This is a genomic window from Eionea flava (genome assembly GCF_055393785.1).
In genome coordinates, this window is sequence record NZ_AP036018.1 from 2,514,202 (window position 1) to 2,527,714 (window position 13,513).

11 protein-coding genes and 1 riboswitch are annotated in these 13,513 nt (G+C 45.2%); all 11 genes read right to left on the bottom strand.

What is annotated here, in order from left to right:
* Positions 1–47: 47 nt before the first annotated feature.
* The 11 genes from cobJ to ACZ5O6_RS10935 all read right to left on the bottom strand — a co-directional run bounded on the left by cobJ (position 48) and on the right by ACZ5O6_RS10935 (position 13,504).
* On the bottom strand, positions 48–824 hold the full coding sequence (cobJ, locus tag ACZ5O6_RS10885) for a precorrin-3B C(17)-methyltransferase (RefSeq protein WP_447091534.1): 777 nt from the start codon (positions 822–824) through the stop codon (positions 48–50).
* 291 nt (positions 825–1,115) lie between these two features.
* Complete coding sequence (locus tag ACZ5O6_RS10890; RefSeq protein ID WP_447091596.1) at positions 1,116–1,892, bottom strand: cobalt-precorrin 5A hydrolase; 777 nt, start codon at positions 1,890–1,892, stop codon at positions 1,116–1,118.
* 29 nt (positions 1,893–1,921) lie between these two features.
* The gene (gene cbiE / locus ACZ5O6_RS10895) at positions 1,922–4,069 is read right to left on the bottom strand and encodes a precorrin-6y C5,15-methyltransferase (decarboxylating) subunit CbiE (RefSeq protein ID WP_447091533.1); all 2,148 of its coding nucleotides are present in this window, start codon (positions 4,067–4,069) and stop codon (positions 1,922–1,924) included.
* Between the two features lie 25 nt (positions 4,070–4,094).
* On the bottom strand, positions 4,095–4,733 hold the full coding sequence (locus tag ACZ5O6_RS10900) for a precorrin-8X methylmutase (protein WP_464283514.1): 639 nt from the start codon (positions 4,731–4,733) through the stop codon (positions 4,095–4,097).
* A gap of 287 nt (positions 4,734–5,020) precedes the next feature.
* Positions 5,021–5,821: a precorrin-6A/cobalt-precorrin-6A reductase gene (locus tag ACZ5O6_RS10905; protein ID WP_447091531.1), complete on the bottom strand. Its 801-nt coding sequence runs from the start codon at positions 5,819–5,821 to the stop codon at positions 5,021–5,023.
* On the bottom strand, positions 5,818–6,969 hold the full coding sequence (locus tag ACZ5O6_RS10910) for a cobalt-precorrin-5B (C(1))-methyltransferase (protein WP_447091530.1): 1,152 nt from the start codon (positions 6,967–6,969) through the stop codon (positions 5,818–5,820). The genes ACZ5O6_RS10905 and ACZ5O6_RS10910 overlap by 4 nt, the downstream gene beginning before the upstream one ends.
* A gap of 46 nt (positions 6,970–7,015) precedes the next feature.
* On the bottom strand, positions 7,016–7,762 hold the full coding sequence (locus ACZ5O6_RS10915) for a hypothetical protein (RefSeq protein ID WP_447091529.1): 747 nt from the start codon (positions 7,760–7,762) through the stop codon (positions 7,016–7,018).
* 78 nt (positions 7,763–7,840) lie between these two features.
* Positions 7,841–9,187: a cobyrinate a,c-diamide synthase gene (locus ACZ5O6_RS10920; protein WP_447091528.1), complete on the bottom strand. Its 1,347-nt coding sequence runs from the start codon at positions 9,185–9,187 to the stop codon at positions 7,841–7,843.
* A complete protein-coding gene (gene cobO / locus ACZ5O6_RS10925; RefSeq protein ID WP_447091527.1) occupies positions 9,187–9,777 on the bottom strand; it encodes a cob(I)yrinic acid a,c-diamide adenosyltransferase in 591 nt (196 codons plus the stop codon). The genes ACZ5O6_RS10920 and cobO overlap by 1 nt, the downstream gene beginning before the upstream one ends.
* Before the next feature lie 132 nt (positions 9,778–9,909).
* Entirely contained in the window at positions 9,910–11,760 is a 1,851-nt protein-coding gene (locus ACZ5O6_RS10930; protein ID WP_447091526.1) for an ATP-binding protein, read from the bottom strand.
* A gap of 151 nt (positions 11,761–11,911) precedes the next feature.
* Positions 11,912–12,182, bottom strand: a riboswitch (cobalamin riboswitch).
* Positions 12,183–12,343: 161 nt separating this feature from the next.
* Positions 12,344–13,504, bottom strand: coding sequence for a sirohydrochlorin chelatase (locus ACZ5O6_RS10935; RefSeq protein ID WP_447091525.1), 1,161 nt, complete (start codon positions 13,502–13,504; stop codon positions 12,344–12,346).
* Between the last annotated feature and the right edge of the window lie 9 nt (positions 13,505–13,513).

Here is a 13,513-nt window from a genome sequence, read left to right on the forward strand (position 1 = left end):
TACACCCTTTATTTGTGCCTTCATAGCATAAGCAAGCATTAAAAACCTTACAATTTTTTCCTATAGCCTCTTGGGGTATAAACCCATTGTTTATCCTTATATACAATATGCCGTGATTCACTATTACCCACAGACACCAAGGTAAACATATCCACATCACTCGCATCTAACTGATCCAACGTAATAATACTCACACTCTCATCTTCTCGTGTTAGCTGTCGCCCCAATACTACCGGCGTTGAAGATGGACGGTACTGTAATAAAATATCTCGTGCGGTATTGATCTGCCAATCCCGCTTTTGCGAACGCGGGTTATAGAAAGACACGACAAAATCCCCTTGTCCGGCGCTATGCAAACGTTTTTCTATTGTTTCCCACGGAGTCAATAAATCAGATAAAGATATAGTACAAAAATCATGGCCAAGCATTGCGCCCACACGACTGGCGGCGGCCTGCATGGCCGAGATACCCGCCACTACTTCAATATCAACATCGAGCCACTCAGGATGATTTTCTTTACCTTGCAAATGCTGGTCTAACAACTCAAACACTAAAGTCGCCATGGCATAAATACCTATATCGCCACTAGAAATTAGTGCGGTTGTTTTACCACTTGCGGCTAAATTTAACGCCAATCTCGCTCGGCCAATTTCTTCTCCTAGCGGTAAATCATGATGATTCTTACCGTCACAGACATCACCCAATAAATCCAAATACAAGCCATAGGCAACTAATTCATTGCTATCAGTAATAGCCGCTAACGCTTTGGGAGCCACCAAGTCTTTATCGCCTGGACCTGTACCAACCACATATAATTTTTTCATTACTTCTCCGGCTATTGCCTCTATTTCGTTCGTATCGTTATTGATGGCATATTCACTTTTAAAACATAGATTTTAGGTCTTCAGGCAAAGGCATCACCAGCATGGATGCTGGTGTTGAGCCTACACGGATGTATTAACGGCGCGCTTTGACTGAAGACCTAAAATCTATGTCTCTACATGTGCTAATTCTTAGCAACAAAAAATAAGTAAAGGAGTTGCTGCTACGAGTTTAATTTTTAATGGGACTGCAGTGATATCGAAATTAAAAATTAAACACTCGCTCACTAAAAACTACTCTTTATACATTCGCACTATCGCGCAAGTGGCTTTTGCATTCTTTTGCTTAGTTACGATTAGTTCCATCACGGCATCACTATTATATTTTTTTGCAGCATATAAAGCTGACGACTCTGCAACACCATAAACACCCACTGTTTTATACACATAATCAGACGGTGATTGCAGCAAGTGCTCTACCGTGAGCAGCTCTTTTACTGAAAAAGTATGAAATGGTTTATCATACTGTGCTGCACAATCAATGATCCCTTGCTCATCAGATTTTAGATCAATACTGTAAACACCGGCTACCTGATCAATAGAAATGTTTGCCTGTCGTAAACAGTCACTCACTAAAGCGTTAATATATTCTTTTGGACAATCACGCTCACATCCTACGCCAATAAAATAGTAGGGTTTAAGGTAACGATGCGCCGACGTGATGACTAACTGCGCATTTATTGTATCTGCAACCACTTGACCCCATTGGTTAGCGCCACCTTCGTGGCCTGACAACAAAGGAATAACAAATTGTCCATTCTCGTCTAACACTAATACTGGAGGGTCTTCTTTTTTATTTTTAAGCACCGGTGCTAATGTGCGCATGACAATACCGGCCGCACAAATAAAAATAAGCGGATGCCCTGCGACAAAAACATGCTGTACTTTTTCACTAAACGGCTGAGGTTTATACCATACGTCGCTACCATCGATTTGATCCGCCAAACGCTGAGCCAAACGCTTACCTTGCACAGTAAGCGCAATAATCATGGGAGATTGAAAAGATAACATCGACACAAAAGATACCGTTAACAATAAAATCAAGAAGAAGATTGTGAAAGTGGTTTTGAAGAAATCATGGCTCTTTTTTGCGCATCATTGGTGATCACAAATAGCGAAAAATAGGGGCCTGATTCCTGAGCTAATATTTCGACATCACGAACAATTTTTTCTTGTGCTCGTCCCACATATTCAAGATAGCAAGCATCAGCCGTTCGTTGCGATTGGGCAAGCGCCTGAAGTATTTTTACACGCGCACGCCCTGCTTTCATAATCACCACAGAATCGTGCTGCATCAACGCATTAAGTAGCTGTTCTTCTGAATGACGACCACTCATCACTGCAAACGATTCGGTTAACATCGTTAATGGGTGCTGCAATATTGACGCAGCGGCATTAATGGACGAAATACCCGGTACAACATGACTGCGATGTTCAACCGCACTATTCTGTAAACGCTCTAAGAGATAAGCAAAAGAACCGAAAAACAAAGGATCACCTTCGCATAAGAACACAACCTGTTTATTATCGGCTAAGGCAGCGGCAATCGCAGACGCTGCGTTATCGTAAGCTAGATTAGCTAGCTTACGCTCTTCTTTCATTGGCATCACGATAGGCAATAAGGTTTGCCCTGTTGTATTTATATCAGCAATGGCGCGCTCGGCAATCGTATAGGCCTGCGAATGCCCATGTTCATTGCATAAATAACTAATCACATCCGCCTGCTGAATCATTCTTTGCGCTTTTAACGTTAACAATTCGGGGTCACCCGGACCAACACCCACGCCACAAAAAGTAGGCAGCGCAACTAATGGTTCGCCCTGTGCTTGGCTATTTATTTTGGAGGGCGATACCTGTTTGGATTCTCTAGGCTTTATTAATGTATACAAAGTGACTGGCAATTTTTTTTGCTCATCCCACTGCAGTGAGTCAGAAAAATATCGACGTGTGATCCCGACTTCGGTACTTTCAATACTCTCCGCTGGTATCAGCTTGGATGTCACTAACATTTTCACAAATTGCTCAACGATTCGCTGCGTTTTTTCAATAACAGCACTCACAACCAAAGTACCACCAGCAGGTAATAGCGACCATGCCTGTTCTAGTAAGGCGGGCAACTCACCATCGCTACCGCCGATGAAAATCTTATGTGGTGTCGGTAAGGTGGATAAAATATCGGGCGCGCGACCCGCAACGATATGTAAATTTTTAACCACACCAAAACGATCACGATTCATTGCTAAGTATTTAAGACGTTCGCTATGACATTCAACCGCGTATATTTGTGCTTGCGGATGCCATCGCGATAATTCAACGGCCACACCGCCACAACCCGCGCCAATATCCCAAACGATGTCGTGATTATTGGTTTGTAATTGCGACAATATGGCTAAACGCACTTCACGTTTGCTAATCATGCCTTTACCCGCAGGCATACCTGTACTGAATTGCACATCGGGAATACCGGGAAACTCGGGCAATACGCCACCATCACCTTGCGTGGCAACAACACTAACGTGTAAATCATTAAATGTTAGTCGCTGCTGATCGCTCACATGCTGCATTAATGTACGCACCGAAAACGTCTGCACCTGCTGCTGAGGATAACCCAGCTGTTCACATACCGATAATGTCGAATCGGCAAAACCTGCATCAATACAAGCTTCTGCAATCGCATAAGGATGGCTGTGACGATCGGTGAGAATAACCAGGGTTTGTTGAGCACGCAGCACGCTGCGAATACTTACTAACGGGCGGCCATGCAAACTGATGACATCGACATCTTGCAATGCCAAGCCCAAGCAATGACAAGCCGCTTGAATACTTGATACTGCCGGATAAAATGCTAATTTAATCTGAGAGAATTGTCGGCTAAGCCAACGCCCAATACCGTAATATAAAGGGTCACCTGAAGCGAGAATAACGACACTTAACGGCTGAGTCGAGGTATCGAACAGTTGCGTGAGCGTAGTCGCGAGTGACGACAATGGAGGCAATATCTTTTTTTCCGCGCGGCTTACTTGATTACTATGATCAATCGTTGCTAATTGGCGCGACGAACCAAAAATAATATCCGCACTCTCAATTGCTGCTCGCACGTTAATCGCCAATACCGCATGTTCTGCCACACCCAGCCCCACAACATGAATAGACGGTGAATCGGTACTCTTTATTAACGGCTTATGCATGACAAATACTCTTTACAGATATTCATTAATAGTACTCGCCACGGCAACATCGTAGTAATGCATTACAGGTCGCAGCAGAGACAGCACTGCCACCCATCCGTCCAAGTAAGGTAATGCATTCAATACCTAAATCTTGATGACAATCCCACAACGCTTGTTTAGATTCTGCCGCACCAACAAACCCTACCGGCATTCCAATAACCAGCGCGGGTTTAGCAGCACCTTGCTGAAGTTTTTCTAACAAGCGAAACAATGCCGTTGGCGCATTACCAATAATGACAACACTGCCCTCCAATTGATCTTGCCAATGAGCAAGTGCTGCCATCGAGCGGGTTTCACCGGTTTTTTTTGCGATCAAGGCCGTCTCTGGATGATTGAGGTAGCACAACGGTTCTTCGCTAATCATACGCTTAGTGATGCCTTGCTTAACCATTTCGACATCGCATAAAAGCCGCGCGTTTTTTTGAAGAGCAGCAATACCTTGCGCACACGCTTGCTCGCTAAAACGCACCTGCTCAGCAACCGCAGGAAACCCAAGGCTATGCACTATGCGCATAACGACTTGTTGTTGCTCACGATCAAACGTATCGAGAGCAGTTAACTCACGAATTTGCCGAAAGCTGTCTGTCTCAATGGCTTGTGGGTTTATTTCATAATTGCTCATAGGCGTATTTATTAAATCATTCGACATGATATTTTTGATATAACTTCTCTAGAATTTTACTGAGTAAAATATTTTATTAACAAGTAATGGCGACTAATCATCACCATACTGGACTTGATTCGGCACTTATTTCCGGAGCTAATGGATTCTGGCTTTCGCCAGAATGACGGCGTAAAAATTTTTGGAACATTCGTAATATATTTTCATCAAAAAATTTCTTGTCACGTTGACCTTAATGCATATTTTCGTCATGCTAAATCTTGATTCGCACTCAAGTCATGTTGAACCTAATTCGTGCTTTCGTCATGCTGAACTTGATTCAGTATCGCCTGCTCGCAAGCGTCTATATTATCAAACCGTTTATGTTTAACCGTATTAAACGCTTCTGCTGGCGGTCTTGCCAACATAACAACGGGTACACGGCATTCACGCGCAACATGTAATTTTGCAGCCGTTGCATCACCACCGCTATTTTTACTGACTAAACAATCGATCGAATACTGTTGAAAAATTTCATGTTCAGCATCTGTATTGAATGGGCCAATCGCCTTTATCCATACCATAGATGGCGGCAATACAATCTTGGGTTTAACCGCTGTGCGCAACAATTGGCGCTGCTGTTTATTTTGCTGATGCAAGTGATTAACTTGGTCTTGCGTTAATTGCCCGGCAGTTAAAAACAATGACGAGAAAGACTTAACGGCCGTCAACACATCAGGCCATCGCTGTGCCGTTATCCATTGATCACCTTCCATTGCTTGCCACTGCGTACGATGAAAACGCATGTAATATATATTGGTTTTTTCCGCGACATGCATAGCAGTGCTTGTCATTTTTTCAGCGTAAGGGTGAGTCACATCAACAATCATATCAACCGCTTGCTGCTTTACGTAACACGCCAAACCACCAATAGCAGAAAACCCTCCCACTAATACCTCACAAGGCACATCGGGTGTGCGCACTAAACCAGCCACGCTATAAATAATGCGCGGCTTATTTTTTCCATTACTCTGTGAAAAATAGTAATGCAAACGCGACGTTAATTGCCGTGCGTCGGCGGTACCGCCTAACAGTAATATGGTGTTCATACTGCTTGCCCAACAAACTGGCCTTTTCTATCTATTGCACGAATATCAATGGCAATATGCTTAGGCACTTTTTTTCGAGCAACCGCTAGAGCCAACTCGCATAGACGATCGGCGATCGCAATATTTTCTTGATCACAAAGCTGCATCACTTCAACACTGGTATTTGCTTGTGCAATGTTATGCAATAAGTCGCCACTCGCACCCAAGGACTCTGCCACCATAGCAAGGTGTGAAAAATCGATAGCCGACACGCGGCTATTTAGGTCCATATGGCCATTGGCTAGCTTACTGATTTTTCCTAGCCCACCACAAATCGTTAAGCGCTGAATATTCACCTGCTTACAGTGTTTTAATACCGCCCCAGCAAAATCCCCCATTTCGATAAGCGCCATATCATGCAGTGGTTGATGATGTGTTTCGTAATACTGTTTAATGGCTAACTCACTAGCATTACCCGTCGTCGCCACTAAATGATCTAAACCATTTGCTTCAGCAACATCCATCCCCTGATAAATTGACGCAATCCATGCAGCACAGGAAAAGGGGCGAACAATACCGGTTGTGCCCAAAATAGATAAACCGCCCAATATCCCCAACCGTGGGTTCATGGTTTTTTGAGCGAGTACTTCTCCATTTTCAACGCCCACGGCGACATGAAATCCACCCGCGTATTGGTAGTCTTCTGCTACCGCGTGCAAGTGTTGCAGCATCATCTGACGTGGCACAGGATTAATCGCTGGCTCGCCCACTGCCAATGCCAAGCCCGCTTTAGTCACGGTGCCTACACCCTCTGCGGCCGCAAAAACAATGTCGGCAGCAGGTAACAAGCGTAATGCGACAAAAACCGTGGCTCCGTGAGTGACATCCGGATCATCTCCCGCATCTTTTACCGTCGTCACCACTACCGATACATCATCTTTGGCACCATCGCGACGCGTAAAGTCAGCCGCGACATTAAGTTCAACGGTTTTACCTTTAGGCAGAGTAATACTCACAGGGTTTGGCAATTGCGGAGCGTTACCTTGCGGATGCTGAGCAGACGCCGATAACAAATAATGTGCCCCAGCAGTCGCACAGGCAGTAGCACACGCACCAGTGGTCAGACCTGTACGTAGTGGTTTGTTATCTTCGCTGCTTTCGTTCCACATGCTGTATTCTCAAGTGCACCCGCTCCCGGTACAAGCCAAGAGCGAACTATAGGGTGCGTAATAATAGCGCACTACCCGCCACAATAGCGCCTAATGCTAACAAACCTCGAGCATACTGAAACAATGTTTGATAGCGGCGGTACAACAGACCTTGAATGTAAGTAAAGCCAATACCAAAAACGACCATCGAAATAATAACGCCGAATGAAAATAATAAGAGATAGGCCATACCCACCAGTAACTGCCCCGATGCAACAGCGGGAATTAGCGCTAGTGCAGGCGCACTACCAGCCAACCCATGAAAAATACCCACCATCATGGGCTGATGAACCGAATGTTTATGCGCTGCATCACTAGCAGAAAAGGCATCGTCATGCTCACTGATATCATGCTCGTCGGTATCATGTTCATCGGTATACAGGTGCGTATGTACAATATCACCATGGCGATGTTGACCAATACGCACACGACGCACCGCTAACTGCCATATTAAGTAAACACCCAAGCCAATGAGCAACAGCGCAACAGATACTTCGGCGACAAAAGACAGACTATCAGGTATTGATACGCCAATACCTAGCAACAATAAGCCGCCACATAACAGTACGCCACCATGACCTAAGGCCCAATAAAAAGCGAAAGAGAGAGTGCGCCGTAAACTTGGGTTTTGATTGTTCAATAAAGAAACCGCCATTACGTGATCAGCTTCTAGTGAGTGCAATAACCCCAAGCCTAGACCTAACAATAACAAGGGCCATAGATCGGTGGCGAGCGGCGAAAATAATTCAAACATTGACATGTCCTTTAATCATTCGTGATAGTCAATGGCTAATAGCATTGAGCGGTTTTACAAAAAAATGCATTATCTTACTTATTGAGAACCCAAAAATAACTGCGCAATCGCATCGGGATTTGATATAAAAAACAGATGCAAATACGTCGCCGTTAAACTACCGTGACGATAAATAGCTTCGCCCGGTGCAGGGTGGCGCTGGCGTTTACCATGCGCTATGGGTGGTGGCGTATCACTACTGCGTGAACGATGATGTGCGTGGCCGCGTAGCTCACCTTCGGGTAACGGGGCGGTTTGCATTCCCTGACAACCACGTTTACCACGCATAGCTCCATGTCCATCTAACAAATGCACCATGGGGTATGCCATATCATTAAGATCGGTGAGACTTTCGAGACAATAGAGGAATCCACCGCATTCCGCCAAAACGGGTTTATTGGCCGCAAAAAACGCATGAATGGACTGCTTCATGGCTATATTTTCAGACAATTGTTTTGCATGTAACTCCGGGTAACCACCCGGTAACCATAAAGCATCGGCCTGCGGCAAAGCGTCGTCGTTTAGCGGAGAAAAGAACACAATCTCTGCGCCCATCGATTCGAGTAGCGCAATATTTGACGGGTAAATAAAACTAAACGCCGTATCTTTTGCAACTGCGATTGTCTTACCCGTTAATGCTTGCTGAGACACCGATGCCGGTTCTACCGAAAGCGAGTCGACAGGGGAAAAGGTAACAGGTGATAAACGATCGCATAATGCATGTACACCGGCGCTCTCTAACCAATCAGCGCCAGCTTCAAATCGTTGTTCTAGCTCTTCTGCTACTTCTTCAGCCTGTACTAATCCTAAATGTCGCTCTGGCAATGCGACGGCATCCGATCGAGCTAAGTGTGCTAATAAAGGAATATGGTCAGGCAATGCAAATTCGATAAGCTCGCGGTGGCGATCAGAGCCACAATTGTTCGCCAGTAAGCCTGCAATGGTAATATCATCACGAAACGCTGCTAAGCCTGCGACGATGGCCGCAGCCGTTTGCGCCATCCCTTTAACATCCATCACGATCGCGATAGGAATAGAAAAGCGCGCCGCTAAGTCAGCGCTGGATGGTTCACCATCGAACATGCCCATGGCACCTTCAATTAAAATAATATCGGCTTGTTGTGCTGCCAAATATAATTGCTGCTGACACCAATCATCACCCGCCATCCATAAGTCTAATGGTTTTACCGGGTGGCCCGATGCCTGTTCAAGAATTTGAGGATCTAGATAATCGGGGCCGGTTTTAAACACATGAACTTGCTTACCCGCTCGACGCAGGCATCGTGCTAATGCAGCGGTTATTGTCGTTTTACCTTGTCCTGATGCGGGAGCCGCTAAAAATAAAGCGGGGCAAGTGACAGGTTTAGCTTGAGCATTAAGCGACATTAAAATTCAATTCCCGCTTGCGCTTTAACACCTAAACGAAACGCATGGCGCTCGTCTTGCACCACCGAAATAGTGTCGGCAATATCTTGTAGAGGTAAAGCCATAGTGCGTCCGGTAATAATCACTGTCTGATCCTTAGGACGCGACTGTAAAGCACTAACTACCGGCTCAACATCGAGGTAACCGTACTTAAACATATAGCTCATTTCATCAAAAACGAGCATATCGTACCGCTCATCTTGCAATAATTGTTCTGCTACAGCCCATGCCTGTTGAGCAGCTTCAATATCTTTTTCTTTATCTTGTGTTTCCCACGTAAAGCCATGCCCCATAATATGCCAATCAACTTGAGGATGGCCTTTAAAAAATTTATATTCACCCGTTTCGGTGCGACCTTTAATAAACTGGATCACTGCACAGCGTTTACCATGTCCAACCGAACGTAACATAGTGCCAAATGCCGAGCTACTTTTCCCTTTACCATTACCCTTTAATAAAATAAGTACTCCACGCTCTTCGGTCGCCTTGGCAATTTTATTATCCATAACCGCTTTGCGTTTTTTCATTTTTTCTTGATGATTATCGCTCATATTTTTTTACTTTTTAAAATAATGTAAGAATCGGCTTAACGGCTAACACCTTAAAAATTAGTCGCACAGTCAAAAACTTCCTTCTATGTTTTAACCATTCATTGGGCAACAACACATTGATGCACAACAATGTTAGGCCGCCAAAGATAAATAATGCCCCTGTAATGCATGGGCCATTTTTTCTGCTTTACCACGTTTTACCGCAGACGTTTCAATATCAATGACAACCACTTCACCTAATAATCTCAAATCATCAATGGCTTGCGATGTTCGCCCATCAGTCACAATGTAAGTCACTATCTTTTGATCTGGAAAACATTGCTGCTGGCGTTGTTGAAATTGATAAGCCTGAAAAATTGCATCACGCAAAGGCGTACCGCCGCCAACAGATAAGGTATCAAACCATTGCTGCAATGCTTTTGGCGCCCGGCGTTGAGGCAGCAACACATCGACTCTCTGGTTGCCAAAGCCCATGACCATTAATTGCTCTCTGCGGGCATAGATATTTTGAGAGATACTCAATAGTGCAGATTTTGCTTGATCAACACCGTCATTTTGTAATGTTGATGCGGAGGTATCGAGTAAACATAAATGCAATGTCGATTGACTCGTGCGCTGAGGACGATAGCGAAGGCAGCGTAAAGGCCAACGGCCAACATTGGCAAGCAAGGTTGAAAGCCAGTGAATATTATTCAGCGTTTGCAACGGCTGGCGATGCGTTCGTTGACGCCACCCTTGGCTATGGCCTTTTTGTCGACCGGCAAGAGAACGTTTTGTGGATACGGGCACATGATTGCTGGTAACAAAAAGAGTACCGTAAAGCGATCTGATTTTTTCTACTACACTGTCATCAGCCTGTACCAATGATTGCCGAACCTCAGCATCCATCCCCCCCCAATCACCCGCAGCATTCTCTACTTGATCTGAATGATTGCTCTCGTTTTGATGATGAGAGTTTTGCGTTTGAGAAGCGTCTGGCTGAAAATTTTTCGATGCGTTATCTTTTTCTGGCGGTCTTGAATAAGGCGAACTCGACGGTGGCTTAGTCGAAGGCGGAGAACTAGGCGGTGTATTCGACGGCGCTTGTCGACGGTGCGCTAACACCAACTCTTCGACCGCTGCGATGTCTGATTCTGCGACAGTATCTCTTTGTTCCCAAGCCGCGTGTGCCATTGCAGCACGACACCACACGATGTCAGCACGCACCCCATCCACATTTTCTTCCAAGCATCGCGTTGCTATTTTTTCTCGCCACTGTTCCGAGCAACTCACTTGCGCTAAACGCACTCTTGCTTGCGCGATCTGTGAACGTAAATCCCTTTGCGCTTGCTCATATTGCGCAATAAAAGCAGACGGATCATTATCAAATTGTTCTCGTTGTTGAACAATGCATACGCGCTCTTTAACAGAATACGGCTGTGTTAAATTGACAGCCAAACCAAAACGATCTTGTAGTTGTGGTCGCAGCTCCCCCTCATCAGGGTTCATTGTTCCCAACAACATAAAACGCGCATCATGGGTATGGCTCACACCTTCACGCTCAACAACATTAACCCCTGTTGCAGACACATCTAGCAATAAATCGACCAAATGATCAGGCAATAAATTCACCTCATCAACATACAAAATACCTCGATGCGCTTTCGCCAGCAAACCCTCTTGGAATACAAATTGTTTCTCTTGCAGTACTTGCTCTAAATTAACGGCACCAATAACACTTTCTTCTGCTGCACCCAATGGCAATGTCACAAACGGGGCAGAACTACCCTCTTCTTTTCCGCTGAGCGGACTGTCGATAGGCAATAAATTGGTCATTGCTCGTGCTAACGTAGACTTGGCTGAACCACGTGGGCCGCTAATCAATACACCGCCTATGCGAGGGTTGATCGCCGCTAAAATTAACGCCAATTTAAACGTCGATTGCCCTGTCACCGCACTAAAAGGGAATTGCAATCGAGACAGCGAAGGAGAGGAATGAGTCATCGCTTTACCCTGTTAGTAGCTTATTGCAGAAGAAAAAATGAGAGGCCACCGGTTCGATAGACATCTGATAAAACGCAAAGCAGGGCACACGGCCCGTTTGATATGAATAATACAGAACATAATGTAACCTTGTTGATGCACCCACCGTGCATACGAAGTGAAAGACTAGGCCGGTATTCGGGCTATAAGAAAACTGTCAAAGCGCAATCTTAGAAAAGAATAAGCCTTGGCACTACACCCTGCCCCTTCCCAAACAAAGTGCTATTGCAGCCCAATATTCAGTGGTACAGAACGAGTTGTTATGTGTTTTCTTGACCGATGCGGGGGCAGCGATAGATAGCGTTTCACTGTTTAACACTAAAACACTCTATTCTTCCCGATTATCTCCCTTAAACTCATGTGCCTTATTACGTAAAAAAGACACACCAGATAAGTAAGCACCTAGAATCGTTGCGTCGATTGTAACAGCAAATAAACAACGGCGCATATGATTGTTATTGATGTATTACGAGCGACAAAGAAAGCATCAAAAACGCTACGTAAGCCTTAAATAGACCATCGCAGCGCTGAACTTTTGAGGGGGCTAGCGCGAGCGCTTGCACGCGGGTGTACCAGGCAACTCAACCTTTATTGCTTTTTCTTCATCAATAATGTGCTGAGGGAATTGCCGCATAAAGCAGCAACAAATATTTTCATTGATCATCGTTCGCGGCCCATTCGGATGCGCAATATGCTTATACGGCGCATGGCTATGTCCATGAGAGTGATCATGCCCATGCGAGTGCTCATGAGAATGAGAGTGCGCGTGATTATGCGAATGTGTATGCTCATTCACCGCCTCACCGCTATTATCCGTATCCGGTTTAAATTCGGCATGATGATGATGAACATCCACTTCGCCACGCGCGAGGCGCGCTTTAAAGTCTTCCATCAAACTCAATTGACCCGATGCTGACGGCTGGCCTGCAATAGTTTCTTCTATTCTTTCAATAAATGTATTAATCACATGTGATTGATCACGTAAATAATCGGCTCGCATAAATTGCACATCGGGAGTTTCACTCGCCACTTTATCCACATACCCCATGATGCGATCAATAAGACGGCCACCAAATAAGAAATAAGGCGCAACGACAATTTTTTTGTAGCCCAGCTTAATCGCCATTTCTAAACCGCGACCAACCGATGGATAGGTCACGCCGGAATACACCGTTTCTGCCCAACCAAATCCTAGATTCTCACACACGGTACGCGTTAGCTTAGCCGCTTCGGCATTGGCTGCCGTCACCGACGTGCCTCGCCCTACGACGACCAACATCGTGTCATATAATTCACCAGCCGCTGGCGCCTCTTGATAACCCATTGCGCCCAAAATACGCGCCTGAAAAGCTTCGATCATCTCCTCATGCAAACCTAATTCTCGACCATACTCGATAGTCAGACCGGGATGCTTATCTTGATAAGTGGTTAATACAGAGGGAATATCGTTTTGTGCATGCGTTGCCGCAAATAACATACCCGGCACTGCGTAAATGGTTTTGACACCCTGCGCCACTAAACGGTCTAAAGCCATATGAATATTCGGCGCTGAATATTCTAAAAAACCATACTCGACATGTAATCCGGGCACGCGAGCGCGTAGCCCCTTGGCCAATAAACTAAATTCTTCTTCGGCAATTTTGGCACGACTACCGTGCCCACAAATTAAGATTCCCGCATCAGCGGGAAGATTATCAATATTCATATAAAACCA

What these genes read in the sequence shown, in the direction of transcription:
- ACZ5O6_RS10900 (WP_464283514.1), bottom strand. Translation starts at nt 4,733, where the DNA reads ATGAGCAATTATGAAATAAACCCACAAGCCATTGAGACAGACAGCTTT.
- ACZ5O6_RS10890 (WP_447091596.1), bottom strand. Translation starts at nt 1,892, where the DNA reads ATGTTATCTTTTCAATCTCCCATGATTATTGCGCTTACTGTGCAAGGT.
- cobO (WP_447091527.1), bottom strand. Translation starts at nt 9,777, where the DNA reads ATGAGCGATAATCATCAAGAAAAAATGAAAAAACGCAAAGCGGTTATG.
- ACZ5O6_RS10905 (WP_447091531.1), bottom strand. Translation starts at nt 5,821, where the DNA reads ATGAACACCATATTACTGTTAGGCGGTACCGCCGACGCACGGCAATTA.
- ACZ5O6_RS10915 (WP_447091529.1), bottom strand. Translation starts at nt 7,762, where the DNA reads ATGTTTGAATTATTTTCGCCGCTCGCCACCGATCTATGGCCCTTGTTA.
- ACZ5O6_RS10930 (WP_447091526.1), bottom strand. Translation starts at nt 11,760, where the DNA reads ATGACTCATTCCTCTCCTTCGCTGTCTCGATTGCAATTCCCTTTTAGT.
- ACZ5O6_RS10910 (WP_447091530.1), bottom strand. Translation starts at nt 6,969, where the DNA reads ATGTGGAACGAAAGCAGCGAAGATAACAAACCACTACGTACAGGTCTG.
- ACZ5O6_RS10920 (WP_447091528.1), bottom strand. Translation starts at nt 9,187, where the DNA reads ATGTCGCTTAATGCTCAAGCTAAACCTGTCACTTGCCCCGCTTTATTT.
- ACZ5O6_RS10935 (WP_447091525.1), bottom strand. Translation starts at nt 13,504, where the DNA reads ATGAATATTGATAATCTTCCCGCTGATGCGGGAATCTTAATTTGTGGG.
- cbiE (WP_447091533.1), bottom strand. Translation starts at nt 4,069, where the DNA reads ATGCATAAGCCGTTAATAAAGAGTACCGATTCACCGTCTATTCATGTT.
- cobJ (WP_447091534.1), bottom strand. Translation starts at nt 824, where the DNA reads ATGAAAAAATTATATGTGGTTGGTACAGGTCCAGGCGATAAAGACTTG.